General features: G+C 63.8%; 23 protein-coding genes, 1 tRNA gene and 2 pseudogenes. 12 read left to right on the plus strand and 14 right to left on the minus strand.

The annotated features are described in order from the left end of the window. Position 1 precedes the first annotated feature (1 nt). The 4 genes from MSIMFI_RS21605 to MSIMFI_RS21620 all read left to right on the plus strand — a co-directional run bounded on the left by MSIMFI_RS21605 (position 2) and on the right by MSIMFI_RS21620 (position 4,980). Positions 2–1,357 carry a cytochrome P450 gene (locus tag MSIMFI_RS21605; protein WP_191499047.1) on the plus strand — a complete coding sequence of 452 codons (1,356 nt, stop codon included), beginning with the start codon at positions 2–4 and terminating at the stop codon, positions 1,355–1,357. 15 nt (positions 1,358–1,372) lie between these two features. After that, entirely contained in the window at positions 1,373–2,299 is a 927-nt protein-coding gene (locus MSIMFI_RS21610; RefSeq protein WP_191499048.1) for a ThiF family adenylyltransferase, read from the plus strand. A gap of 7 nt (positions 2,300–2,306) precedes the next feature. Then, positions 2,307–3,380 (plus strand): nitroreductase family protein, encoded by a 1,074-nt coding sequence (locus tag MSIMFI_RS21615; protein WP_191499049.1) that lies wholly within the window; start codon positions 2,307–2,309, stop codon positions 3,378–3,380. Between the two features lie 253 nt (positions 3,381–3,633). Further along, on the plus strand, positions 3,634–4,980 hold the full coding sequence (locus MSIMFI_RS21620; protein WP_191499050.1) for a flavin monoamine oxidase family protein: 1,347 nt from the start codon (positions 3,634–3,636) through the stop codon (positions 4,978–4,980). On the opposite strand, the gene MSIMFI_RS21625 is transcribed toward MSIMFI_RS21620, so the two are convergent. Continuing rightward, on the minus strand, positions 4,975–5,946 hold the full coding sequence (locus tag MSIMFI_RS21625; protein WP_191499051.1) for an alpha/beta fold hydrolase: 972 nt from the start codon (positions 5,944–5,946) through the stop codon (positions 4,975–4,977). The genes MSIMFI_RS21620 and MSIMFI_RS21625 overlap by 6 nt on opposite strands. Before the next feature lie 161 nt (positions 5,947–6,107). Here MSIMFI_RS21625 and MSIMFI_RS21630 point away from each other — a divergent pair, with 161 nt between their 5' ends. Continuing rightward, complete coding sequence (locus tag MSIMFI_RS21630) at positions 6,108–7,487, plus strand: flavin monoamine oxidase family protein (protein WP_191499052.1); 1,380 nt, start codon at positions 6,108–6,110, stop codon at positions 7,485–7,487. 3 nt (positions 7,488–7,490) lie between these two features. On the opposite strand, the gene MSIMFI_RS21635 is transcribed toward MSIMFI_RS21630, so the two are convergent. The 7 genes from MSIMFI_RS21635 to MSIMFI_RS29045 all read right to left on the minus strand — a co-directional run bounded on the left by MSIMFI_RS21635 (position 7,491) and on the right by MSIMFI_RS29045 (position 12,787). Beyond that, complete coding sequence (locus MSIMFI_RS21635; RefSeq protein WP_191499126.1) at positions 7,491–7,844, minus strand: nuclear transport factor 2 family protein; 354 nt, start codon at positions 7,842–7,844, stop codon at positions 7,491–7,493. 32 nt (positions 7,845–7,876) lie between these two features. Then, positions 7,877–8,605 carry a DUF2652 domain-containing protein gene (locus MSIMFI_RS21640; protein WP_186242034.1) on the minus strand — a complete coding sequence of 243 codons (729 nt, stop codon included), beginning with the start codon at positions 8,603–8,605 and terminating at the stop codon, positions 7,877–7,879. Positions 8,606–8,756: 151 nt separating this feature from the next. Continuing rightward, positions 8,757–9,785, minus strand: coding sequence for a hypothetical protein (locus MSIMFI_RS21645; protein ID WP_191499053.1), 1,029 nt, complete (start codon positions 9,783–9,785; stop codon positions 8,757–8,759). Between the two features lie 16 nt (positions 9,786–9,801). Beyond that, on the minus strand, positions 9,802–11,139 hold the full coding sequence (locus tag MSIMFI_RS21650) for a Dyp-type peroxidase (RefSeq protein WP_396820532.1): 1,338 nt from the start codon (positions 11,137–11,139) through the stop codon (positions 9,802–9,804). After that, positions 11,136–11,693, minus strand: a complete 558-nt coding sequence (locus MSIMFI_RS21655) for a hypothetical protein (RefSeq protein WP_191499128.1) — start codon at positions 11,691–11,693, stop codon at positions 11,136–11,138. The genes MSIMFI_RS21650 and MSIMFI_RS21655 overlap by 4 nt, the downstream gene beginning before the upstream one ends. 300 nt (positions 11,694–11,993) lie before the next feature. Next, positions 11,994–12,668, minus strand: coding sequence for a methyltransferase family protein (locus tag MSIMFI_RS21660; protein WP_191499054.1), 675 nt, complete (start codon positions 12,666–12,668; stop codon positions 11,994–11,996). Then, positions 12,665–12,787 carry a hypothetical protein gene (locus MSIMFI_RS29045; RefSeq protein ID WP_263597430.1) on the minus strand — a complete coding sequence of 41 codons (123 nt, stop codon included), beginning with the start codon at positions 12,785–12,787 and terminating at the stop codon, positions 12,665–12,667. Before MSIMFI_RS29045 ends, MSIMFI_RS21660 begins: the two co-directional genes overlap by 4 nt. A gap of 557 nt (positions 12,788–13,344) precedes the next feature. Between MSIMFI_RS29045 and MSIMFI_RS21665 the strand changes: the two genes are divergently transcribed. Both MSIMFI_RS21665 and MSIMFI_RS21670 read left to right on the plus strand, forming a co-directional pair. Beyond that, complete coding sequence (locus MSIMFI_RS21665) at positions 13,345–13,734, plus strand: TA system antitoxin ParD family protein (RefSeq protein ID WP_191499055.1); 390 nt, start codon at positions 13,345–13,347, stop codon at positions 13,732–13,734. A gap of 34 nt (positions 13,735–13,768) precedes the next feature. Then, entirely contained in the window at positions 13,769–14,347 is a 579-nt protein-coding gene (locus tag MSIMFI_RS21670) for an AAA family ATPase (protein ID WP_191499056.1), read from the plus strand. 297 nt (positions 14,348–14,644) lie between these two features. Here the strand turns inward: MSIMFI_RS21670 and MSIMFI_RS21675 are convergent. From MSIMFI_RS21675 to MSIMFI_RS21685, 3 genes and pseudogenes are all read right to left on the minus strand, one after another. Then, positions 14,645–14,721 (minus strand) — tRNA-Met (locus tag MSIMFI_RS21675). Between the two features lie 449 nt (positions 14,722–15,170). After that, positions 15,171–15,374, minus strand: a complete 204-nt coding sequence (locus tag MSIMFI_RS21680; protein WP_396820554.1) for a hypothetical protein — start codon at positions 15,372–15,374, stop codon at positions 15,171–15,173. Between the two features lie 143 nt (positions 15,375–15,517). Further along, positions 15,518–16,143, minus strand: a pseudogene (locus MSIMFI_RS21685) (HD domain-containing protein). Between the two features lie 18 nt (positions 16,144–16,161). Here MSIMFI_RS21685 and MSIMFI_RS28440 point away from each other — a divergent pair. Next, positions 16,162–16,439, plus strand: a pseudogene (locus MSIMFI_RS28440) (DJ-1/PfpI family protein); the annotation flags it as partial. Positions 16,440–16,512: 73 nt separating this feature from the next. Next, complete coding sequence (locus tag MSIMFI_RS21695; RefSeq protein WP_191499059.1) at positions 16,513–17,538, plus strand: TIGR03617 family F420-dependent LLM class oxidoreductase; 1,026 nt, start codon at positions 16,513–16,515, stop codon at positions 17,536–17,538. 125 nt (positions 17,539–17,663) lie between these two features. Here the strand turns inward: MSIMFI_RS21695 and MSIMFI_RS21700 are convergent, their stop codons facing one another. Further along, positions 17,664–20,648: a UPF0182 family protein gene (locus MSIMFI_RS21700; RefSeq protein WP_191499060.1), complete on the minus strand. Its 2,985-nt coding sequence runs from the start codon at positions 20,646–20,648 to the stop codon at positions 17,664–17,666. Positions 20,649–20,718: 70 nt separating this feature from the next. After that, entirely contained in the window at positions 20,719–21,741 is a 1,023-nt protein-coding gene (locus MSIMFI_RS21705; RefSeq protein WP_186242027.1) for a YlbL family protein, read from the minus strand. A gap of 78 nt (positions 21,742–21,819) precedes the next feature. Between MSIMFI_RS21705 and MSIMFI_RS21710 the strand changes: the two genes are divergently transcribed. Continuing rightward, entirely contained in the window at positions 21,820–23,205 is a 1,386-nt protein-coding gene (locus tag MSIMFI_RS21710; RefSeq protein ID WP_191499061.1) for a zinc-dependent metalloprotease, read from the plus strand. A 38-nt stretch (positions 23,206–23,243) separates the two neighbouring features. Next, complete coding sequence (locus tag MSIMFI_RS21715; protein ID WP_191499062.1) at positions 23,244–24,110, plus strand: TOMM precursor leader peptide-binding protein; 867 nt, start codon at positions 23,244–23,246, stop codon at positions 24,108–24,110. Positions 24,111–24,129: 19 nt separating this feature from the next. On the opposite strand, the gene MSIMFI_RS21720 is transcribed toward MSIMFI_RS21715, so the two are convergent. Then, positions 24,130–24,303 carry a hypothetical protein gene (locus MSIMFI_RS21720; protein ID WP_139828596.1) on the minus strand — a complete coding sequence of 58 codons (174 nt, stop codon included), beginning with the start codon at positions 24,301–24,303 and terminating at the stop codon, positions 24,130–24,132. Between the two features lie 167 nt (positions 24,304–24,470). Between MSIMFI_RS21720 and MSIMFI_RS21725 the strand changes: the two genes are divergently transcribed. Further along, positions 24,471–25,814 carry a macrolide-binding ATPase MABP-1 gene (locus tag MSIMFI_RS21725; protein WP_191499063.1) on the plus strand — a complete coding sequence of 448 codons (1,344 nt, stop codon included), beginning with the start codon at positions 24,471–24,473 and terminating at the stop codon, positions 25,812–25,814. The last annotated feature ends 1 nt before the right edge of the window (position 25,815 follow it).

The raw sequence follows: 25,815 nt of genomic DNA on the forward strand, positions 1-25,815 counted from the left end.
CATGCACGACAAGAAGGCATTGCTGCCGCTGGCCCCGAAGAATCCTCTGCCATACCGGCAGCGGGCACGAGCGATCAGGTCATTTCACACCGGCATCGATCAACTGCGGGACGCCGGTGGTCCGGTTTCTCGGGTCACTTTGGGACCAAAATGGTTGATACCACCAATCGTTGTGGCCACCTCACCCGAAGCCATTCACGACATCCTCACGAACAGGGACGGATCCCTCGACAAAACCAGCCGGGTCCTGTCGGAGTTTCGTCGGGTGATGGGCGACAACCTCTTTGATTTGCCACATGCACTGTGGTTGCCCCGCCGGCGCACGCTGCAACCCGTGTTCACCAAACAACAGGTCCAGCGGTTTGGTGGACACATGGCCGAGGCCGCCGAGTCGGTCTCGTCGTCCTGGCAGGACGGGCACACGATCAACCTGGATACGGAATGCCGCAAGTTGACGATGCGCGCTCTGGGGCGGGCAGTGCTGGGGATGGACCTGACCGAGCACGTCGCTGAGGTCACCGAGCCGCTGCGAACGGCGCTGACCTATGTGGTGAGCCGGGCATTGCATCCCCTGCGGGCCCCTGCCTGGTTGCCGACGCCCGCGCGCCGCCGAGCCCGCGCCGCCGCGGCCACACTCCACCGGCTGGCCAGGACCATCCTGCGGGAATGTCGCGCACGCCCAGATACGGACGCGCCCCTGGTGCAGGCGTTGATCGAGGCCAAAGACCCGCTCACCAAGAAGCGCCTTTCCGACGGTGACATTGCCGCGGAGCTGATCCTTTTTTTGTTCGCCGGTCATGACACCACCGCGACAACACTGGCTTACGCGATGTGGCAGCTCGGCCGTCATCCGGAGATTCAGAGTCGCGTCGCCGCCGAGGTCGCCAAGCTGCCGGACCGGCAATTGAGGCCGCAGGACATACCGCGGCTGCCCTACACCGGGCAAGTGCTCATGGAGGCCCTGCGAATGTGTCCACCGGGCGCCACCGGGACGCGAATGGCCACGCGTGATGTCGAAATCGCCGGCTACCGAGTGGAAGCCGGAACGTTGGTCGCATTCGGGCGCATGGCAGTGCATCGGGATCCGACACTGTGGGACCGGCCGTCGACATTCGACCCGGACCGGTTCAGTCCGCAGCACATGAAAGACCACAGTCGTTGGCAATACATACCATTCGGCGCCGGCCCACGGTCGTGTATCGGTGACCATTTCGCCATGCTGGAGGCCACGCTCGGTCTTGCGACATTCATCCGGCGCGCCGCCGTGCACTCGTTGCACACAGATTTCCCGCTGACCGCGCCGTTCACGATCATCGCCGACGGCCCGATCTGGGCTCGCGTCCAGGTCCGCCATTGAAAGGATCGACACAAAATGTTTCAGGACGCAGAATTCGCCATCACCGGAACACTGCCGGCAAGCGCGGAATGGTCCTACGAAGAAGCTTTTTCACGCAACCTCGGGTTGATTAGCCCGAGCGAACAACAGCGCCTTCGGCAGAGCCGCGTCGCCATCGCTGGGCTAGGCGGAGTGGGCGGTGTGGATTTGGTTGCGCTTGCGAGATTGGGGATAGGAAAATTCACCATCGCCGATCCGGATGTGTTTGAACTGCGCAACATGAATCGACAGTACGGTGCGACGCGTTCGACAGAAGGCCACCTCAAGGCAGAAGTCATGCGCGATGTCGTCCTCAATATCAACCCCGGGGCAGACATTCGCGTCTACTGCAAACCTATCGGGCCCGAGAACGCGGCGAGCTTTATCGAGGGCGCCGACGTTTTCGTGGACGCCATCGACGCATTCGAAATCGATCTGCGCCGCCTGCTGTATCGCAAAGCGCAACAACGCGGGATCTACGCACTGGGCGCCGGTCCGTTTGGGTTCAGCACCGCCTGGTCGGTTTTCGATCCCACGGGTATGACGTTCGATCGGTACTACGATCTCTCCGATCAGATGAGCGCGGTGGAGAAATTCGTCGCCTTCGTGGCCGGAGCGGCGCCGTCGTCGACACATCGACCCTATATGGATTTGTCCTACATCGATCTCGAGAATCACACCGCACCGTCGGCAGGCCTCGCATGCCATCTGGCGTCGGGTGTGGTCGCGGTCGAGGTACTGAAGATCCTGCTCGGGCGTGGACGCATTTACTCGGCCCCCTACTTTCATCAGTTCGATGCCTATCGCGGCATCTATGTCCGCAAGCGCCTGCGGGGAGGCAATCGGCATCCTTTGCAGAGATTGAAGCGTCGTCGGCTACTCAACTTCATCAATCAATCGAACAGCGCGATCCAAACGGGGTGACAGGGATATGACGGAATTGGATTCGAGTGAATTTATGTCGCTGGTAGAGGCGGCGATGCTTGCGCCCTCCGCGGACAACAGGCAGACATTCCAGCTCGAACATTCGGGAAGTGTGGTGCGGGTCTGGGGTGACGAAACCTACGTGTCAGGACCGAAACAACGCCGCATCCTGGGGCTGGTGTCGATCGGCGCCGCCGCCGAAAACATGCGGCTGCGCGCCGCACGTCTTGGTTTCAACATGGAGGTGCGATGGTTTCCCAGCCAAGACTCGGCCGGGCTGCTTGCGGAAATTGACTTTCACCGCGTTCCGTCGACAACAACGGATCCGCTAGAAGCAGCTATCGCGCAACGGCACACGACTCGTCGCATGATGTTCCACGGACCGGCGCTGGCGCAGAGTGAATTGCACGCCCTGTCGGCTGAAGTCAACGGCATCGACGGTGTCGAGCTGCACTGGCTTGACTCCCCCGAGAAGAGGGCACAGATCCTGCGGTTGGTCAGAATTGCCGAAACCGATCGTTTCCGGTGCCGTGAGCTTCACGAAGAGCTCTTCTCCGCAGTGCGCTTCGACGTTGGCTGGAAAGCAACTTCAGACGACGGGCTGCCGCCCGGCTCCCTGGAGATTGAGCGCTGGATGCGGCCGATGTTCCGGTCACTGAGGCATTGGCATGTCATGCGCCTGCTACAGAGAGTAGGAATGCACCATGCGCTCGGACTGCGCGCTGGCTACCTACCCTGCCGTTTGGCGCCTCACGTGGGTGCTTTGACCACGTCACTCGATACCGAAGCGGGTCCGATCGCCGCCGGCGCCGCTTTCGAGCGCATCTGGCTGCGAACGACACTGCTGGGCATGGCCCTGCAGCCCCTCGCGGGTTCCGCATTGCTTGCTTTGCCGGACTGCGAGTGGGTATCACCCAACGTGCGCTCGGAACTTGCTGACGGCTGGAAAGGTTTGGCACCGGGGCGTTTGCCAATGATGCTGTTCCGCATCGGTCACGCGCGCGCACCGTCAGTGCGTACTGCGCGACCATCGCCGCAGGCGTACTGCTGCGCACCTTCGGTGCAGCCAACGGTGGGCTGACTTGCGGGCCAATTGGGCTTAGGCCCTGGGGTTTTCGATATGCTCGCTCGGGGCCTCGAGATCGAGTGTGAACTCACGGCTTTCAGCGTGTATCCAGGGCGGGATCCGGCCGGTTGCAGCGCCCAGAATTCACCCTCAAAGGCCAGGATTCACACCCGATCGACTCGTCGCGAACTGCCTGGCTGACGATGGGAACACCGGCGATCAAAAGTTTTCCTACGGAGAGCCGACGAAATGGGGTTGACTAAGGGACGTGACAAACCCGCCGTGGACTGTCGACGTTGTGGTGGTGGGCGCCGGCTTTGCCGGGCTATCCGCGGCCCGCGAGCTGACGCGACAGGGCCATGACGTGCTGGTACTGGAGGGCCGTGACCGTGTGGGTGGCCGCTCCTTCACCGGTAGCGTCGCTGGTTTGCCAGCCGATATGGGCGGCTCGTTCGTTGGCCCGACCCAGGACGCGGTCCTGGCGCTGGCCGCCGAGCTCCAGGTCGTGACCACCCCGACCCATCACAACGGCAAGAACGTGATCCAGTGGCGCGGTGGTGCGCGAGTCTACCGCGGCACCGTCCCCAGGCTTTCGCTGCCCGCGCTGCTCGACATCGCGCGGTTGCGTTGGCAATTCGAAAGAATTTCCCGCAGCGTCCCCATCTCCGCGCCCTGGGATGCGCCGCGAGCCCGGCAGCTCGACGGCGTGTCGCTCGGTCAGTGGTTGCGCTTGGTGCACGCGACCGCCTCATCGCGCGACCTGATGGGCATCATGGCCAGGGTGACATGGGGGTGTGAACTCGACGACGTGTCGATGCTGCACGCCGCCCGCTACGTCCGGGCCGCCGGCGGCCTGGACCGACTGCTCGACGTCGAGAACGGTGCCCAGCAGGACCGTTTCCCGGGCGGCACACAGCAGATCGCCGAGCTGGCGGCGGCCGAACTCGGCGCCCGAGTGGTGCTCAACGCACCGGTCCGTCGCATCGAGCGGCACGGCGCCGGTGTCACCGTCACCTCCGATCAAGGCGAGGCCGAGGCCGGGTTCGTCATCGTGGCGATCCCGCCGGCCCATCGCGCGGTCATCGAGTTCACTCCCCCGCTGCCCCCGGAGTACCAGGAACTCGCCAGGAACTGGCCACAGGGGCGCCTGAGCAAGGTGTACGCGGCCTATTCGACGCCGTTCTGGCGAGCCAACGGGTTCTCCGGCCAGGCCTTGTCCGACCAGGGACCGGTGTTCATCACCTTCGATGTCAGTCCCCATGCCGACGGGCCCGGCATCCTGTTGGGGTTTGTCGATGCCCGCGCATTCGACTCGCTGCCCACCGACCGGCGCCGCCGCGATGCGCTGCGCTGCTTCGCGACACTGTTTGGCGACGAAGCGCTCAAGCCCCTCGATTATGCCGATTACCGTTGGGGCACAGATGGATTCGCACCAGGTGGTCCGACGGCCGCAGTGCCGCCGGGGTCGTGGACGAAATACGGGCGGTGGTTACGGGAGCCAGTCGGACCGATTCACTGGGCCGGCACCGAGACCGCAGACGAATGGACCGGTTACTTCGACGGTGCCGTGAGGTCGGGCCAACGGGCGGCCGCCGAGATCGCCGCCCTGCTATGAGCTGATGCGACGGACCCGCGCGTGCCGGGTCACCGATTCGGCGAGTGCACGCAGTTGGCTGTTCACCGCTTGCGGCTGTTCCAGCATCGAGCAATGCCCGCCGGGCAATTCCACAAGCCCGACGACATTGGGTGCGGTGGCTGCGATCCTGCGGGACTGGCTGATTGGTGTCAGCCGATCACGTTCACTGCCGATGACCAGGGTCGGCACCGTCAGACCTTCCAGGTTGAGGTACCGCGATCCCAATTCTTCGACGAGCATCCGCGCGCAGCCACCCCGACCCACCGGCGATGTCTGCACGAACAGCTCGTAGACCAGATTTGCGGCACTCGGATCGGCGTCGGCCGCGACCGCCAACATCGCGACCAGGTAGCGAGCCGGAATACGGACCGCATCCGGAAGCGGAACCCCGCCAAGCGCGTTGATCAAACTCCGGGCCGCCAAGACCCGAACCGGCGACAACCCCCGTGGCACCGGCAGCAGCTGCACCTTGCGCACCAGGTCCCCCGTGGTGGTGTTGATTAGCGCGATGGCGTCCGCACGCCGGGCAACCTTGCGGCGGTAGTGTTCCGACCAGGCGGCAATGGTGATGCCGCCCATCGAGTGGCCGACGATCACCGCACGCTCACGCGGGGCCAATGTCGCGTCCAGTACCGAATCGAGATCGGACGCAAGGTGTTTGAGACTGTAGCCGCCCCGCCTCGGGATGCCGCTTTGTCCGTGGCCGCGATGGTCGAATGCGATCACGCGGTAGTCGGTGGCCAGGTCGGCAATCTGGTAGGCCCACGCCCGGACCGCGCACACGATGCCGTGCGTCAACACAATCGGGTAGCCATCGGGCGGCCCGAACACTTGAGTGTGCAGTGGGGTGCCGTCGGCGGCACGGACGGTCAGGGTGCGGCTTGGCGGCAGAGCCTCGGGCACCTGGCCGCGCGGACCACCACGGGTGGTCTTTCGAGCACTCATAACCGCTCCCCCCTCGAACACGGCCCCATTGCCGCCCTCCGGTTGTCGCGAGTTTACATGACCGTAACGGCGAACCCGGTCAATTTCGCCAAAGTTTGACGTGTCAAAACGCTGGACAAAGCACAGGTTGGTGCTGTGGAGCATATGAGAAGCTGACACGCGTGTGCCAGATATCCCGTCGGGCGTTCCTGGCGGCAACGGCGATCCTAACCAGCGCGGGGCTGGCGGCCTGCACGTCGGCGCGTCGGCAGCCACTCCCCGCACCATCACCACAGCCGGCACCACCCGACACCAAGTCCGTCCTCGTCGTCGGCGCTGGCATGGCGGGGTTGTCCGCAGCCCGCAGCCTGGCCGACGCGGGGTGGCCCGTGCGATTGATCGAAGCCCGCAACCGAATCGGTGGCCGAGTGAACACCAACCGCGACTGGGGGCTGCCGTTGGAAATGGGCGCGTCCTGGATCCACGGCGCGACCAACAACCCGCTCGTGGAGCTGGCCGAGAAAGTGCAGGCGCAGACCAGTCCCACCGACTACTACAGCTGGACGAAGCTGGCGGTCGACCCCGGGCTGCCGTCCATCAGTTACGACGAAACCAAGTGGCGGCGTTTCGTGGCGGAGGCCCGCTACGAGGTCGACGGCGGGTCCCTGGCCGCCGCGGTCGACGCCGCTGCCAATCGCGAAGACCTCTCCGATACCGAGCGCGCCGAGTTGGCCTTCTATGTCAACACCGAGATCGAGGAGGAGTACGCCGCCGATGCGAACCAACTCTCCGCCACGACGTTTGACATGGGCAACTACACGGGTGGGCCGCAGCTTGCTATCAGCAGCGGCTACGACGCCATACCGCGGTTACTCGCCGACGGGCTCCAAGTCGTCCTCAACACAGCCGTCAACGCCATTGTGCGGCATGGCAACTCCGTTACCGTGCGGGCCGAAAGCCAGTCGTTCGAAGGCCCTGCCGCGATCGTCACCGTTCCGCTGGGCGTGCTGAAATCCGGTGCGATCGCCTTCGATCCGCCGCTTCCCGACGGACACGCCCACGCGGTGCGTGCGTTGGGATTTGGCGTGCTAGCCAAGAGCTACTTCCGCTTCGACCGGCGAACCTGGGACGTGGCCAACTCTTTCTACCAATTCCTGGGGTCCGACGACGGCATGTGGGCACAGTGGTTCAGCTTGCCGACCGCCGCGGGGCCGATTGTGTTGGCTTTCAACGCCGGTCATCGAGGCCGATACGTGGAGTCAGCCGCACCTAGTGAGTTGATGGCCAGCGCGCTGCCCATCGCACGACAACTGTTCGGCAGCGACATCGCGCCGGTGGCGATCAAATCGTCGAGTTGGACCGTGGATCCCTTTGCGCTCGGCGCGTACTCATTCCATGCGCCCGGATCCGGCCTTGACGACCGTCGCCGACTGCAGGAACCCGTTAGCGACCGGCTTTATCTGGCCGGTGAGGCCGTCGGGGTGGACAATCCCGCAACGGTGCACGGTGCACTGCTCAGCGGGCGATATGCGGCCGCCGAACTGATGCGCCGATTGCGTTGATATTCAGTAACTTTCGAATGCGGCTAGATCGCGCCAGCTCGGCCAGGTCGTTTCCCAGATCCGATGTATTCGCCCGTTGCGGTAAGCCGCGATGAGCACCACTTCGATTCGGGTCGGCTTTTCGCCGGGCCGCGACGTGGTGATCCACACGCGACAGGCGACCTTATCGGTGGTCTCCACCCACGCCTGCTCGTCGTACTCGACGGCGTAGCGGATGGCCGTAGCGTAGATCTCGCGGTGGCTATCGCGAAACTCGGCGAAGGTCTGACGCAGTCCGTCGGAGTACATGACGAAGTCGGGGTCGTAATAGCGCTCAACGAGCCCAGCGTTCTTGGCCACGACCATCTGGTCGAACATTTCGCGAAGCAGGGCCCCTGGGCCTGGTTGGCTCAAGCCGGCAGCTCTTCCCGCCTGCCACGGCCCAGATTGCGGAAACCTGCCGCGGGCTTCTTCAAGCCGGTAACAAACGGCAACGACTTCATCTGGAGGTTCAGCTTCGCCGTCAACCGGCCGAGGGCGCCGAGGGCTGGCTCCACGTCCGACGCCTCGTACGTCGAAAGATCGAGGTAGAAAGTCGATGTCTCGCCGATGCCCTCGAAATCGTGGATCAGCGGCTTTGACAGCTGGCGCATCGAATCGTCGAGACACTCTGCAACGACGTCGGTCATTAGCACGTACTCCGGTATGGGCACCGAGTTTTTCAGCATGCGATGGACCAAGATGACGTCGACACCAGCGAGCTCGATGCGGCGCTTCACCTTTTGCTCGGCTACCTCGCCGACGTGCGTGACGAATTTCAAGGACAGCTGGCCCAATTGTTCGCAGCTTCGGCAGTCACAGATGGCGTCTTTTTTATACCGCTCGCGCCGCGCCACAAACGACCGCCGCATCGCCGGCAGCCGTTCGCACACTAGTCGGGCATCTCCGTCTGGCGCCCAGAAGAAGGCGGCATCGCCCTCAAGCTTGGCCAGCTTGAGGCCTTTACCGGTGTCGATGACCGCCTCCAGCAGTCCGGCCACCGCTTGCTGCGCATGGGCCAGGTGCATCCGGTTCCAACTCATGTACTGCGTGTATCCACCGATGTCGGCAATGAGCAGAACGGCACGCCGGATGGCCATGATTTCGGAAGTTTAGTGGCCCGTGCGCCGCTGGTCGATCTCAGCCGGCCGAGTGGCTCAGCGATGGCGCGGAGTTTCGTCGTTTGCAGGGTAGAAGAAGTCGACGGCGCATAGGTCCATCCCGCCGTGAAGCCGACCAGCACCACAGCGGTTAGACCACACCCGTTCGTTTCATCGTGGCTAGGTTGTGCCAGAAGTTCTTGAGACTGTCGGTGCCGCCGAAGAGTGTCGTGAAGTTCGTGGAGTCAACGAGCACGATGTCGCCAGCCCGCTCACCGGACGGCGGCATCCAAATCAGCGCATTGAACTCGGTGTTGCCCGCCTCGATAAATGGATGGGGCCGCTTCACATCGACAGGTTGCCTGCCGAGAACGCGGAGCGAATCGCTTTCCGGAGCGGTCAATTGGTAGTGCGGCAGATGCGGATGAAAGTTGAACGTCGTGACGTTGTCGAGCAGTCTCGGCGCGTCCAGATCGCGGAAGCCGGTGAGCGGCGCGATGTCGTTGGTGCCCTCGACAACGGCAGGGCGTAGTCCCCAGGTGTTGTGAACGGGAACATCCAACGACTTCATCAACGAGCGGGTGTACGCCGTGAACCGCTGTTGCCGCGGGACCAGAGGATCACCGTGGTGAAGGAATTCGATCTGTCGCTGCGCGGTGTCGTCGGTGAATCCGACGTCGTGGTGCGGAGCCAAGAGCAGGCACGTGTCTTCCCGTTTCAGCCATTCCCGAATGGCCGCGACTTCTTCCGCCGCTGCTTCTGCTTCGCCGGCCACATGATCGAGGCCAAAAACCATCAGGGTGTCAGTGTCAGCCAGTACCCGTTCGTCGATATGCAGCTTGTATCCAGCCTGGTCGACACGTTGGAACACCGCTACCCGATGGCCCGTTGCTTCACCCGCAAGCTCCTGAAATGCCAGCGTCGAGCGGTGGAACAACTCCAAGGTGCCGGCAATGCCTTGCAGGAAATGCGCCGCGTCGTATTCCGGTGTTTCGTACGCTGGCCACGCCGCGTTGCGGACCTCGGTCATCGTTGAGAAGCGGTTATAGATTTCGGCCGGATCGCGCTGAGACTCCCACGGGTAGCTCCACGTCCAGTAAATGCTGATGCGTCGCCCGCCGGTGTGTGGGCGCCGAGTGTGACTTTGGTTGTATGTCCGGGCGGCGGGCAGTGTGCTCATGGTGAATCCTTGCTGATCAGTTGAGCCCCGCGAGATATCGCATCGCGTTGATGCCTGGCACAAAGAAGTACGCTCCACCCTTGAGGGTCGTGAACGCCGGCAATCCCTTGAGGATCTTGCGGATCGGCCTCTTGGGAATTGCGAAATCCATTGTGCCGTCTTGTGTTCCGCAAATCGGGTCGTGCTCGTTGCCAAGCTCATGAAAGGTGCGGTCGTTGATCCACACGTTCTGGGCGAACTCAAACTGACGAACCAGATCCGCACAGATGATGAATGCTGCGATACCACGCTCCACGCCGTCATCGGGAGCACCCTCGGGCAGCGCGGGACCGTAGGTGGCGCCGCGTCGAATCATCCTGCGCCTGTTCACGTAGTGTGCGGTGTCCCGCGGATTGAGACGCCTGGCGTGTGACCCCAACGGGCAGGCGTACCCGTGCGGGTCCATCTCCTTGTAGTTGAAGTTGTTGTTGCGCATCGGATCTGCGCCGAGATCCGGATCATCCTGCTCCGGAGCGAGCACGAGTGGGGCGCCGCTGCGCCAGCGCCCCATGAACTTGGCGGCCAGCAATTCCTCTGCTTCTGGGCTGTGCGCATTGTCCCTGATGTAGCCCCGGAATAGGGAAACGTGTTCCTGAAGCCGGCGGTATGCCATGTAGCTTCCATTGCGCGAGAGCACATCCGGTTGGGGGAGGTTGGCGACGGGTCCATTCTCGTCGGGATAGCCGAGAATGAACTCACCCGGCTTCAGCGGCGCCCCCGAGCCCGGCGTCGGTTCTTCGCCTGAACCTTCGATCACCGGCTGCGACAAGCGGTCCCGGAATCCGAAATGGTCATGGGCGTAGTTGAACGGCGGCGTCGCATTCAGGTCGAGAAACGACAATCTACGCACACCGTCACAACGGGCCACGAGCTCGTCGTGCACCCCGGTGGCCCTGGCGTGTTCGCCGTCATCGCGGGCGAACAGGATTGCGATCGCGTGCAGGTCATCTCCCGCGAGTCCGCCGACCCAGTTGTCGGGGTGGCTCATCCCAGTGTCTCCAAGGATATCCGCGCGGGCCGCCATGCCCTCGCGAAATGCGTCGGGGAACGTTGCCAGCGATACGTCGGAAACTCCCAGCGCCCGAAGGCCATTCCAGGTGAACGCCAGCGTGACCCACCGCCGGGTGCTGTCGACCGTAACCGGCGCCGTTGCAGCGGATTCCACGACGGGAATGAGCTCGGACAGCCACGCTCGGGCGCCGGCGGGGTTGTCGAACGACAGGAACTCGTAGCGCCCGGTCATGGCCGGAGTTCGGGTCAGCAGGATGTGCTGGATGTCATCGAGCTCAAGCTGGGACGCTTCGGCGGGTGTCACTGCATCTGATCCAGCATCGTCTGGAACGCCGCTTTCAAGCGCAGCGCTTTCTTGATCTCGTCGGCGGTGACGAACGGGTATTCGCCGTACTCCAGAAAACTTGGACACTGATGGTCACGTACGAACTTGACGAACGCCGCCGGGTTTTCTTTCCAGTCCTCCGGAAACCCCTCGAGGTTCGTGAACACGGTCGTGATGCCGGTCTGGCTGAACAGCTGCACCGCGTCCTCGGTGTACTTGTCGAAGTCGGTGTCGAAAATCCCCTGATACTGGAAGTGCAGCCCCGATCCCACGTCGAAGAGCACCCAGCGCAGGTAATGCAGGCGCAGCGGCGCGAGCACATCGGGACTGCTCTTGATCGCTTCCTCGATCTGCTTGCCGTAAGCGCGGACGGCCTCCTCGCGGCCCTCCTTGACCTTTGCGATGATGGAAAATCCATAGCATGCGGGCGTCCTCGGAAAGATCGGGCCGTATCGGCCGCGCTCGAGTTCGAAGTAGCCCTCTCTAGGGATCGCTACAGCCGCGGGTGTGCTCCAGTCTTGGTCACTCGCCATGTTGCCGTCCTCCCACTGGGCCCCGTGCTTATCGTCGGCGCGCTCGTCGTTCTCCGCGCTGGTGTTTCGCTTGTTCGGCGACATTGATTCTTTCTGAGACGCGACGCCGGCGTAAATAGCTTCGAGTCAGCCGCTCGCAGGATTCCGGCCAAGTCGTTGCCACTGCGATCGTGCTCCCGGAGAGGTCCCTCAGGGCCGTTCCGTTGGTAGCGGCATCATCTGGCCCAAACGGATGCGCCAAGGCTTATCGGCCGCCGCCTCTTTCCTCTTGATGATCAGAAGCGGCTCGCGACGTGCGCTCTACCAGACATATGGCACTAGCCGGTGGCGCACCTGCTGCATGTATTCGACGTATCCGGGCAATTCCTGCCTGAGCGCCTTCTCCTCATCGAGGATTCGGAAGACAAGAACGATCACGCCCAGGATGAGGAGGACAAGCCCCCAATAGGAGCCCAGCGCAAGCGGAATGCCGACCGCCATGATGAGCGCTCCGGAATACATGGGATGGCGCACCAGCCCATACAGTCCCGTGGACACCAGCTGCTGCTCCGTCTCGATCCTGATGTTGGCGGCCGCAAAGCTGTTCTGTTCCACCACAAACAGGGAGATGCCGAGGCCAATCACTACCAGCACATCGCCGAGCACGACGACCGGTACCGGCACGTTCGACCAACCAAACCGGTAGTCGAACGCACTGACCACCAGAAGCCCCGCGAACCACTGTTGTAGCCCGAGGACGATGATCTTCTGCGCGGGCCGGGTTTCCGCCATGGGGCCGGAGCTCATCCGTCGCTGCAGAACCTCGGGCTTCTTCTTGGCCCAATAGATGCTGGGCCAGGCCGTCGTGAGGGAGAACACGGCGATGAAAACCCAAGCCTGCCAGTAATTGAACGTGCCTGCGGGCAAGAACAACAGCACGCCGAAGAAGACAAGCCCCAACAGACTGAATGCGATTGTCTTGAAACCGATGCTCATGGTTCCTTCTTTCGGCGCCGCAGCCGCGGCGGCCGGTTATTGACGCCGTCGGGTGTGACCACGCCGGCCCGCACCTGCTCGACTGGCGCATCGACAATGCTCTGCCGTTCGACGATCATTGCGCTCCAACGTATCCGACTGGACCGAGTGGCGGCTAGCGATGTGTGTGGATCCGGCGCCGAAGATCGCACCGGAGCTGGCGACGAGCCGCTCCTTCAGGTAGCGTCTGCAGCCCTCAAGCGCGGGTGTACGGTGCATGTCGCTTGTCCTGCACTCGAATCCACCAGCGCGCTACAGAGTTTCGGCGCGTCGCGATGCGCCGCGCTTGATGCCAAAGTAGGCCATGAGGTCCTTGACCTACAGCCCAGGCCCCCAATATCGGGAGAATTGATCGTTGACTTTACCGATGATCCAACGATCGCCGCGGCCGCGGTCTCCGGTCTGCCCTTAAGTCGGAAAATCGCGGCGACACCGGCCGCGGCGCATGAACGGGGGGCGTCGGCACGCAGTGTGGGCCTCGACGTCGAAATACGGTCGCCGGGGTGGTGTGAATCGCTGGTGCGATGCGTGCTTTGGCATCAGCCACCCGCGTGACGAGCGCACGTGCAGGAGGCAATCGAATGTGTAGCATTTTGCTACAATCTGTAACAGATCGCTACACACAGGGGGTGACGTCATGCCCGAAGCCGCCGATCGCGTCACGCGCGTCGCCGCGGATCTGGTGGAGAGCGCGGCCGCCGAGGGCGCTCGCCAGAGCCGTTCGGCCAAGCAGCAGCTCGACCATTGGGCCCGGGTGGGGCGGGCGGTGTCGAGCCAGCAGACGGCATCGCGGCGCCGCGTGGAAGCCGCTCTTGCGGGCAATCTGCCGATGACGGACCTGACGCTGGAGGAAGGTGTGGTGTTCAACGCCGAGATCTCCGCTGCCATCGAGGAGAGCTTGTCGCGCACCAACTACGGCGACGTGCTCGCTGCGCAGGGCGTCACCACGGTCGCCCTGAACGACGCGGGTGACATCGTCGAGCACCGGCCCGACGGCACCTCGGTCGTGCTGGCGGGCACGCGGTGACCGCGAATTTGAAAGCAACGCGCCACCGTAGCGCGTGAAGCGACTCGATCTGGTCGCCGGGCCTAACGGCGCCGGCAAGTCGACGTTCGTCGCCCTTACGCTGGCGCCCTTGCTGCCCGGCAGCGTCTTCGTCAACGTCGACGAAATCGCCAAACAACGCTGGCCCAACGACCCAGCACCGCACGCCTACGAGGCGGCCCAGGTAGCCGCCGATACCCGCGCAAGGCTCATCGAATTGGGCCGGCCGTTCATTGCCGAGACGGTGTTCTCGCACCCCTCGAAGCTCGAGCTCGTTGGCGCCGCCCGCGCGTCCGACTACACCGTGGTCCTGCACGTGCTGCTCATCCCCGAGGACCTGGCGGTCGAGCGCGTCAGGCATCGCGTACGTGCGGACGGCCATGATGTGCCGGAGACCAAGATCCGTGAGCGTCACCGACGGCTATGGAAGCTTGTCGCCCAAGCCGTCACGCTGGCCGACAACGCCACCGTGTACGACAACAGCCGCCTCGCGGGCCCGCGGATCGTCGCGCAGTTCAGCAGGGGTGACATCATCGGGCGCGCATCTTGGCCTTCGTGGACACCACAGCCGTTGAAGTCGAGCTGGCCAGACTGACGTATTTCGACCTGCATGACCATTTCCGAGCCAGCAATTGGCGGCAAGTGCCACCTGTTCGCCCATTCCGTTCAGGTAGGCCATGACGGCACGGCGGCCCGCGCGAAGGCCGCAGTCCAACATGCGCAGTCGCAGCAGCACTTTTCGACCGTCCGCTCGACCCGAACCTTAAGAAGCTCCTCGACGAGGAACTCACGGAGATCGCCTACTCGCCCCGCGAGACCCCACCGGGCCGGAAAATCGAAAGTTCGAGCTTGTGCCCCATTTATCAGGACACAAGCTCGAACTTTCGAACTTTGGTAGCGGGGACAGGATTCGAACCTGCGACCTCTGGGTTATGAGCCCAGCGAGCTACCGAGCTGCTCCACCCCGCGTCGGTAAACGCAAGGTTACCCAACGCGTGGGAACCTCACCAAATCGCGCGTTCGCGACCACCGTCGCCCCGCAACTACACGTCCGGCAGGCGCTTGCTCAGCTGATCCATCGTCAGCAGCTCTCGCCGCTCGTCGTCGAGGTAAGGGATGCCGATCCCGTACTCGTCCCAGCGGGCAGCGATTCGGGATTCCAGGTCGGGAGCGATCTTGTTGATGGCCGGGTAGTGGCGGCCACCCCACTCCGGCCGAGGTTTCGAACTCCCAGCTTTGGGTGGCGTCGATCAGCACCCGGGTCCATTCGCCGCTGCCGTACTTGGCCATGTTCGCCTTCGCGGGCGGGGTCGACGGATCCAATGGCGAGCTAAGAGTTGGCCCATAGAACCTGATATCACCTAGGCCGGCGTTCACCCGATACGCCATGGCCGTCGAGTGCCTCCGGGTCGTGGATGTCAATATCCTCGTCGACGACGATGACGTGCTTGTAGAACCATCGGGAAACCCGCTAGTCCCCCACAGCGCTGCGCCACCTGTTGCGCGTGGCCACGATAGGCCTTGTTGATCTGCACCACGATGTTGGTGCCATTCGATACCTGCGACATCCACACGTCGGTGACGCCGCCGACCCCGAGACTTTCCAGCACGTTCCAGGCGATCGCCGAGCGGCGCGTAGTTGCACATGGCGTCGCACCCGCCGGTGGCTAGTCATCGCGGTCAGGTCGAAAGGACCCAATCGAGCTGCCCTGCGTGATTTTGAGATCGAGCTTGGTGTACACCTTGCGAAGGTGGTGCACGCGCGCTATTCGGGCCAGGGGTTGTTCAGGATGACGTCGACGAAGTCCTGGCGGACGAATGTGGGTCGAAGTGCTGCAGCACATCGGCGTTCATGGTTCTGTAGGTGCTCTCGGGGCGGTGCTTCATACCGTCGTTGAATGCCGCCAAGATGCGGTTCTTGAAGTCCGGACGCGGATGGGCTGCCGTGACCGCGGCGATGGCTTCGGCAGACAGGTCGTCGCGACCGACACCTACCACGTCGGTCTTGACACCTGCTGCGAACAAAGCGATTTCGGGTTGGAGGTACTCGGGCACCTCGGGCGTCGTGTCCAACGCGATACCCAACCACACCTTCTCGGCGTCGGCTTCGTCGAACCCACGTTCCAGTAGGAAATCTCGAGCAGCGTCGGCGCCGTCGACCTCAAAGCGTCGGGCGGAACTGCGGTAGCGCGCTGTCAGGCCGATGTCGTGAAACATTGCCCCCACATAGAGCAGCTCCCGGTCTAGCTCCAGGCCGAGCCGACGGCCATGCAGAACACCGAAGAGGAACACCCGCCGGGAATGGTCGAAGAGCAGGTCGTTTTCGGCGTCCCGAATGAACTCGGTGACCTCACGAACCAATGGCGTGTCAGGTATCACGATGCCGGCAATTCCAACACGACCCGCGTCGTGGCGATCGTCGTCTTCGGCGGCGGGAAGCTGTTGGACGCGGCCGGACCCGCTGAGGTGTTCGACGAAGCCAACCGGTTCGGTGCGCATTACTCGCTCGAGATCGCATCCGTAAACGGACACGACGTAACCACGTCGATAGGAACGCATTTCGCCGTTACCACAGTATTGCGTCGATCGACGCCGCCGACACCGTCCTGGTCGCCGGCGGCGATCAACTGGTCGGCCGGCCAATAGATCCCGCGCTGATCGATGCCCTTAAGACCGTGCCGGCACGCACCCAGGTTTCGCACCGCGTCTCGCAACTGAAACCGACAGTGCCAGTCCGCCCTTCGGGCATACTGTGCAGCCATGCACATCGATGTGATGGCGATCCCGCAACCGCTGGCCCGGATCGGCGACCTGGCGCGTCGAACCCAGGGCGCGGGGTTCTCGGGTCTGCTGTTTACCGAGACCGGCCGCACCGCGTATCTCAACGCCGCGGTTGCCTCGCAGGCCGCACCGGGCCTTGAGCTGTCCACCGGGGTGGCGGTGGCATTTCCGCGTAGTCCGTTCGTCACCGCGGCCACGGCGTGGGAGCTCCAGGAAGCAACCGGCGGGAAGTTCCGGCTCGGTCTCGGCACGCAAGTGCGCACTCATGTCGTGCGGCGTTACGGTGCGGTCTTCGACCGTCCCGGACCGCGGATGCGCGACTACGTCCTTGCGGTGAAAGCGTGTTTCGCCGCCTTCCGAACCGGGACACTTGATCACCACGGTGAGTTCTACGATCTCGATTTCCTCACTCCGCAATGGAGCGCGGGACCTATTGATGCACCCGATCCCAAAGTCGATGTCGCAGCGGTGAATCCGTGGATGCTGCGGATGGCGGGCGAAGTCGCCGACGGCGTGCACGTCCACCCGATTGGCGAGCCCGGCTATCTCACCCGTCACGTCCTGCCGAACGTCGCCGAGGGCGTGGCGAAAGCGGCGCGCACCCCGTCGGATGTCGCGGTGATCGTACCGACGATGACGATCGTCGGCGACAGCGACGAAGAGCGCGACAACGACCGCGAGTCGGTGCGAGCCAGCTTGGCCTTTTACGGAAGCACACCGAACTATGCGTTCATCTGGGACGAGGCTGGGTTCGAGGGGACGACGGCGCGGATTCGCGAGAAGCAGAAGGCCGGGGGCTTCGCCGGCATGGCGGCCCAGATCACCGATGAGCACATCGCCGTCTTTGCGACCGAGTCGACCTGGGACGGGTTGGCCGACGCGCTGACCGAGAAGTACGCCGGGATCGCGACCCGCCTGGTGCTGTACAACGCCCTTGGCGATGCACTTGGCGATCACGAGCGCTTCGAACGCTACGGCGAGGTCGCGCGCCTCATGCACCGGTAGCACTCGGCGAGAGTGCGCAAAATGTCAGGGTTTACGGCGTGTCGCTGTACAAACACGCACGCTCGCGGCCCGGGCCGCGTAGCGGCACGCACGCTCGCGGCCCGGCGGCCCGGCGGCCCGCCACGCTACTTGGTGTTGTTGAACTTGGTGATGGCCTCGTCGAGTCGCTGCAGCGCTGCCCCGTACGCGGCGAAGTCACCCTTCTTCTGCGCGTCACGTGCGGCACCGATCGCGGCCTGAATCTCTTGCATGGCAGCGGCCTTGGCCGGTGACAAGGCGACCGAACCATCGGGGGCTGGCGGCACCACCGCCGCCGGCGGGGGCGAGGCCGGTCCATTCGCCGGCGGCGGTGGGTTGGCAGGCGGTGCCGCCGACGGCACACCGGCGTCGGTGGGTTGTATTCCGGTCGCCGTGGCGCCGGCGCCAGGTCCGAATAGCCCGGTAAGAGCATCACCCACCGTCGGCCCGTATCCGACCTTGTCGTTGTACATCATCGCCACCCGAATCAGTCGCGGATACGACGAGGCTGCGTCGCTGGCTCCCGGCGACGCATAAACGGGTTCGACGTACAGCAGCCCGCCCACGCCCACCGGAAGCGTCAGCAGGTTGCCCCACTTGATCCGGTTTTGGTTGTCACGCCCGATCACGCCGAGGTCCTGGGACACCGCCGGATCGGTGGTGATCGCGTTGTTGGCCAGCTTCGGACCGTTGACCTGGCCCGGGATGGTCAGCACCGTGATCTTGCCGTACGTCGCGGGATCGGAACTGGCGCTGATGTAGGCGGCCAGATAGTCGCGCTTGAACCTGTTCATCGCGCTGGTCAGCTGATACGAGGCCGTATTGTCATTCTTGGCAATGTTTTTCGCGACGATGTAATACGGCGGCTGGTAGCTGCTCGCGGTCGGATTCGGGTCCAGCGGCACGTCCCAGAAGTCCGAGGTGGAGAAGAACGTCACCGGATCGTTCACGTGGTATTTGGCCAGCAACATGCGCTGCACCTTGAACAGGTCTTCGGGATAACGCAGGTGCTCGGCAAGCTCAGGAGTGATATCGCTCTTCGGTTTGACCGTGCCCGGAAATACCCGCATCCAGGCTCTCAGCACTGGATCCTGCTCGTCCTGCTGGTACAGCGTGACGGTCCCGTCGTAGGCGTCAACCGTTGCCTTCACCGCATTTCGGATGTACGAGACTTTCTTGTCGGGGGCCAGGCGGTTGAACGCCACCTCGGTGGAATCCGCCGTCGCCGACGACAGTGATGTCAGTTCGGAATAGGGGTAGTTGTCCAATGTCGTGTAGCCGTCGACGATCCAGACCAGTCGCTTGTTGACGATCGCCGGGTACACCGCGCTGTCGGTGGTCAGCCACGGCGCCACCGCCTCTACCCGCTGCGCCGGATCGCGGTTGAACAATATCTTGCTGTTTGATCCAATCACATTGGAGAACAAGAAGTTTCGCTCGGCGAACTTTGCGGCGAACACGCTGCGCGAGATCCAGCTGCCGATCGACACCCCGCCAACGCCGGTGTAGGTGTAGTTCTTGGTTTCGGTGCTGGTCTCATAGTCGTATTCCCGGTCGGCACCGTTTTTCCCGACGATCGCGTAGTCGGCTGACGTGTTGGAGATGACCGGACCGAAATAGATGCGGGGCTGGTCTAGTGGCGCCGGACCGTCGGACACCACGCTGCCGTTGGCACCGACCACGTTGACCAAAAACTCGGGGTAACCGCCGTTCTGGTTCGGGTCGTTGGCGATTCCGCGGACGGTGTTCGCCGGCGACGCGATGAACCCGTTCCCGTGTGTGTACACGGTGTGGCGGTTGATCCAGTCACGCTGGTTGTCGATCAGTCGGTCGGGGTTGAGCTCACGCGCAGCGACAACGTAGTCGCGCAGGCTGCCGTTACGGTCGAGGTATCGGTCGATCGACAGCTGGTCGGGGAAATAGTAGAAGTTCTTGCCCTGCTGAAACTGGGTGAACGCCGGGCTGACGATGGTCGGGTCGAGCAGCCGGATGTTCGACGTGGTGGCGCGATCGGCGGCGACCTGCTGCGCCGTCGCCTGGCCGTCGCCGGTGTAGTTGCGGTAAGTCACCACGTCGGACGTCAGGCCGTAGGCTTGCCGTGTCGCGATGATGCTTCGGTTGATGTATTCGCTTTCTTTTTGCGCAGCATTGGGTTTGACGCTGATCTGCTCGACGATCAGCGGCCAGCCGGCACCGACGATCAACGACGACAGCAGCAACAACGCCAGACCGATTGCCGGAATGCGCAAGTCCCGCAAGGTAATCGCGGAGAACACCGCGGCCGCGCAGATCACCGCGATGGCCAGCAGGATCAGCTTGGCCGGCAGCACCGCGTTGATATCGGTGTACCCGGCGCCGGTGAACGGCTTACCGCCACGCGTATGCGACAGCAGCTCATACCGATCCAGCCAATAGGCAACGGCTTTCAGTAGCACCAGGATGCCGACCAGGCTGACCAACTGGATACGCGCCGAACGACTCACCGCGCCGGTGCGCCCGGACAGCCGAATGCCGCCGAAGAGGTAGTGCGCCACTAGGTTCGCTATGAATGCCAGGAAGATTGCGACGAACAGATAGGTGAGCACCAGCCTGTAAAACGGCAACTCGAATGCGTAAAAGCCGAGGTCCTTGCCGAACTGTGGATCTGTGATCCCAAAGTCGCCGCCGTGGATGAACAGCTGGATCCGAACCCAGTAACTCTGCGCCACGACGCCGGCCAGCACGCCGATCGCCGCCGGGATTCCAATGCCCACCAGCCGCAGTCGGCTCAGCACCACGGCGCGATACCGCGCCACCGGATCGCTGTCGTTATTGGGAACGAAAACCGGGCGAGTGCGGTAGGCCAGCGCGAGCCCACCGAACACGATGCCGCCAACCAGCAACCCGGCCACCAGGAACACCACGATGCGGGTAACCAGCACGGTGGTGAACACCGAGCGATAGCCAAGCTCGCCGAACCACAGCCAGTCGACGTAGGCGTCGATCAGGCGTGGGCCAGCGAGCAGCAACACGATCACACCAAGTGCGACCAGGATCAGAATCCGGCTGCGCCGAGTCAACTTCGGCATCCTTGCGGCGGGCCGCATTCCCACTAGCTACGCTCCCTGCTCTGTCTTCCCGATGGTCACAACTGTACGCATCGTCAGCCCGCACGTCGCCGGGCTAGCAACTTGGCGTCGCAGCCCCGGACCGCAAAGCGTGCAACGCGTCCACCGCTTGGCTGAGGGTCTCGACCTTCACTAACCGCAAGCCCGGCGGGTCGTCGGAGCTCGCCTCATAACAGTTCTTGGCGGGCACCAGGAACACCGTGGCACCGGCCGCGCGAGCGGCGGCCATCTTGTGCGTGATCCCCCCGATGGGCCCCACCTTGCCATCGACGCTGATCGTGCCGGTGCCGGCGACAAACGTCGACCCGACCAGGTCTCCGGTGGTGAGCTTGTCGACAACGGCCAGGCTGAACATCAATCCGGCCGAGGGTCCGCCAATGTTGGCGAGGTTGAAGTTGACGACGAAGGGCGCCCATGGCGCGTCAAGCACCGCGACGCCCATGAAGCCGTAGTCGCGATCCTTGTTGGTGCCCAAGGTGATTTCCGCGATGCCGGCCGGCTCGTTCTTGCGCCGGAAGTCGATCGTCACCACCTGGCCGGGCTTCGTCTTTTTCAGCAACCCCGTGAACTGCTCGACGTTGGCCACCGGAGTGCCATTGACGGCGTCGATGGCATCGCCGGCCTTCAGCTTGCCGGCCGACGGACCGGGGTCAGTGACCGTGGCGACGGTGACGGCTTCCGGATATTTAAGATATCCCAGCGCCGCATACTCGGCGCTGTCCTCGGACTGCTTGAAGTCCGCGTTGTTTTCCTTATCAACTTCATCACGCGACTTGCCCGGCGGGTACACGAGATCCCGCGGCACGAGCTGCTCTTGACCCGAGAGCCACAGGGTAAGTGCCTCACCCAGGGTCAGATCGTCGCGCTGGGACACCGTCGTCATGTTGAGGTGACCCGAGGTCGGGTGGGTTTGGGTTCCCTCGATCTGGACTACCTGCTTGCCGTCCACCTCGCCGAGGGTGTCGAACGTTGGTCCGGGGCCCAGTGACACAAACGGCACTGTCACCGCCGCGAGCAACACACCGAACGCCACGATCGGCACCAGCGCGACCATCAAGGTCAAAATCCGCCTGTTCACGCCGCATACACTAGACGGACCTGTCCCAGGCTCATTCAGCTGCGAGCGTGACGGCGCCTCGCGCTTTCTGTTGGCCCGGTGGGTACCGTTGGGGTTATGGGTGACCTGCCGTTCGGCTTCTCCTCCGGAGAGGACCCCGACCGCGACAAACGCGGCAAGAACGATCCTGGCTCGGGCTCGGGCGCTAACCCGTTCGGTCAAGGCGGGGAATTCGACATGGCCGACTTAGGGCAGCTGTTCACCCGTCTGGGTGAAATGTTCGGCGGTGTCGGTACCGCGATGGCCGCGGGCAAAGCTTCGGGTCCGGTCAACTACGACTTGGCCCGACAAGTCGCGTCGAGCTCGATCGGGTTCATCGCACCCATCCCGGCCACGACCAACTCTGCCATCGCCGACGCAGTCCACCTTGCCGAGACCTGGCTCGATGGGGTGACCGCAATACCCGCCGGCACTACCAAGGCACTGGGCTGGAGCCCGACTGACTGGGTCGACAACACTTTGGAGACCTGGAAGCGGCTGTGCGACCCCATGGCCCAGCAGATTTCGGCGGTATGGGCGTCGTCGCTGCCGGAAGAGGCCAAGAGCATGGCAGGGCCACTGCTGTCGATGATGTCGCAGATGGGCGGCATTGCGTTCGGGTCGCAGCTAGGCCAGGCGCTCGGCCGGTTGTCTCGCGAAGTGCTGACGTCCACCGACATCGGTCTGCCGCTCGGCCCCAAGGGGATCGGCGCAGTCCTTCCGGATGCCGTCGAATCGTTCGCCTCGGGACTCGAGCAGCCGCGCAGCGAGATCTTGACATTCCTGGCCGCCCGCGAAGCCGCGCATCACCGGCTGTTCAGCCATGTTCCCTGGCTGTCCAGCCAGCTGCTGGGCGCCGTCGAGGCCTACGCCATGGGCATGAAAATTGACATGACCGGGATCGAGGAGCTGGCCCGCGATTTCAACCCGGCCTCGCTGGCCGATCCTGCCGCCATGGAACAGTTGCTGAGCCAAGGTGTATTCGAGCCGAAAGCGACGCCGGCGCAAACACAGGCACTCGAGCGACTCGAGACGCTGCTCGCTCTGATCGAGGGCTGGGTTCAGACGGTGGTGACCGACGCGCTGGGTGAGCGGATTCCGGGCACCGCCGCCCTCAGCGAGACGCTTCGCCGGCGCCGGGCCAGCGGAGGCCCCGCCGAGCAAACATTCGCGACCCTGGTGGGCTTGGAGCTGCGGCCACGCAAGCTACGCGAGGCCGGCTCGCTATGGGAGCGGCTAACACAGGCGGCCGGTATGGACGCCCGCGATGGTGTCTGGCAGCACCCGGACCTGCTGCCCGACGCCGAGGATCTCGATGACCCGGCCGGGTTCATCGACCGGGTTATCGGCGGCGACACCAGCGGCATTGACGAGGCGATCGCCCTACTCGAGCAGGACCGCGACGACGACGGCAACGAAGACGAAGACGGCCCTGTGGATAACTGAGCCGGGCGGCCAGGCTTGGCGTGGCACAGTGTCAGGTCATGCCTCGGGCTACCTCCTCCTTAAAGCCCGCCTCCTATTCGTTAGATCCTGCGATGCCGGTGCTGCTGCGTCCGGACGGTGCTGTACAGGTGGGCTGGGATCCCCGCCGCGCCGTGCTGGTCCGTCCACCGTGCGGTCTGACCGCGGCGGCTTTGGCCGCACTGCTGCGGTCCATGCGATCACCGATGCCACTAGCCGAGCTGCAGCGCCAAGCCTCCGACCGCGGATTGGTGGACGGAGACGACCTGGCCGATCTCGTCGCGCAACTGGTCGGCGCCGGTGTAGCCAACCGCCGACACCGGGACTCCGCGGCCCGGTCGGCGTCGATCCGGGTGCATGGTCGCGGGCCGTTGTCCGACCTGCTCATACAGGCTCTGCGCCGCTCTGGGGCGCGGATTGGACACAGCAGCCAACCTCATGCTGCGGTGACTCACACCGCTGTGGACCTGGTGGTGTTGTCGGATTACCTGGTTGCCGATCCGCGCCTGGTTAGGGATCTGCACAGCGACGGCGTGCCGCATCTTCCCGTTCGGGTTCGGGACGGTACCGGGCTGATCGGACCGCTGGTCATTCCCGGTGTCACTAGCTGCCTGAGTTGCGCGGACCTGCACCGTAGCGACCGCGACGCCGCGTGGCCGGCGATCGCGGCCCAATTGCGAGACACCGTCGGAGTGGCCGACCGGGCCACCCTGTTAGCGACCGCGGCGTTGGCACTCAGCCAGGTCAACCGGGTGATCGCAGCCGTACGCGGGGAGGAAACCGCGACCGATCCACCGTCCGCGTTGAACGCCACTCTGGAGTTCGACCTCAACGCCGGCTCCATCGTCTCGCGGCAGTGGACCAAGCACCCGCTGTGCTCGTGTTGACGCCCCTCCGTGATGCCTGCTAGCCCAGTCGACCTTGCTCCGGCACGTTCGTGGAGACGGACGCGTAGGCCCGGGCCAAATCGTCCAGCACTCCTGGGGTCAAGGTGCGGTCATTGCGGTGCTTGTCCAGCGTTTCGATGAGCGCCCTGAAGAGGGCTTCGGCGGCGTCGTGCTGCGCTGATTTTGCTGACATGGTTTCTTGCGGTCCACCCTCCGGACGTGGGTTTCGATGAGTGACCTGCAAGAGACTACATATCTGTCTGGTGGTCTGTCGGACGGCGATCTCGCCGGTCGGACGGCGTGCGCCAGCGGGCATGAAAACGGTTGTTGCCAGATCGATGCCCGGAGGAACAACCCGTCATGGATGATGGTCGTGTGACAGACATCAAGCGTGGCCGTGCGGCCCGCAATGCCAAACTCGCCAGCCTGCCGGTCGGCATGGCCGGCCGGGCAGCACTCGGCTTCGGTAAGCGGCTCACTGGAAAGTCGAAAGACGAGGTCAGTGCCGAGCTGATGGAGAAGGCCGCCAACCAGCTCTTCACCGTCTTGGGCGAGCTTAAGGGCGGGGCAATGAAGGTGGGCCAGGCGCTGTCAGTGATGGAAGCCGCCATTCCCGAGCAGTTCGGCGAGCCCTACCGCGAGGCACTGACCAAGCTGCAGAAAGACGCCCCGCCGCTGTCCGCAAACAAGGTGCACCGGGTGCTCGACGCTCAGCTGGGCACCAAGTGGCGCGAGCGGTTTACTTCGTTCGAGGACACCCCGGTGGCCTCGGCCAGCATCGGTCAGGTGCACAAGGCGGTGTGGTCCGACGGCCGCGACGTTGCCGTCAAAATCCAGTACCCGGGGGCCGACGAGGCACTTCGTGCTGACCTCAAGACCATGCAACGCATGGTCGGCGTGCTCAAACAGCTCTCGCCGGGCGCCGACGTCCAGGGCGTGGTCGACGAACTGATTGAACGCACCGAGATGGAGCTCGACTACCGGCTGGAAGCCGACAACCAGCGCGCCTTCGCCAAGGCGTATCAAGGCCACCCACGCTTCTTGGTGCCGCGCATTGTGGCGAGCGCCCCCAAGGTCGTGATCCAGGAGTGGATCGACGGCGTGCCGATGTCGCAAATCATTCGCCACGGGACACCCGAACAGCGCGACCTGATGGGCACGCTGCTACTCGAGCTCACCTTCGACGCGCCGCGCCGGTTGGGGATGTTGCATGGCGATGCCCACCCGGGAAATTTCATGCTGCTGCCCGACGGCCGGATGGGCGTCATCGACTTCGGCGCCGTGGCGCCCTTGCCGGGGGGCTATCCGGTCGAGCTCGGAATGACCATTCGCTTGGCCCGCGACAAGAACTACGACCTGCTGTTGCCGACGATGGAGAAGGCCGGGTTCATCCAGCGAGGACAACAGGTGTCCGTCCGCGAGATCGACGAGATGCTGCGCCAGTATGTCGAACCCATCGAGGTCGAGGTCTTCCACTACACCCGCAAGTGGTTGCAGAGAATGACCGTCAGCCAGATCGACCGCTCGGTGGCGCAGATCCGCACGGCGCGGCAAATGGATTTACCGCCCAAGCTCGCACTTCCGATGCGGGTGATCGCGTCGGTCGCCGCGATGCTGTGCCAGCTGGATGCGCATGTACCGATCAAAGCCCTGTCCGAAGAGCTGATCCCGGGTTTCGCAGAACCCGATACAGCGGTCGTCTAGA

Origin of the sequence: Mycobacterium simulans, from assembly GCF_900232995.1 — a bacterium.
Taxonomy (GTDB): Bacteria; Actinomycetota; Actinomycetes; order Mycobacteriales; family Mycobacteriaceae; genus Mycobacterium; species Mycobacterium simulans.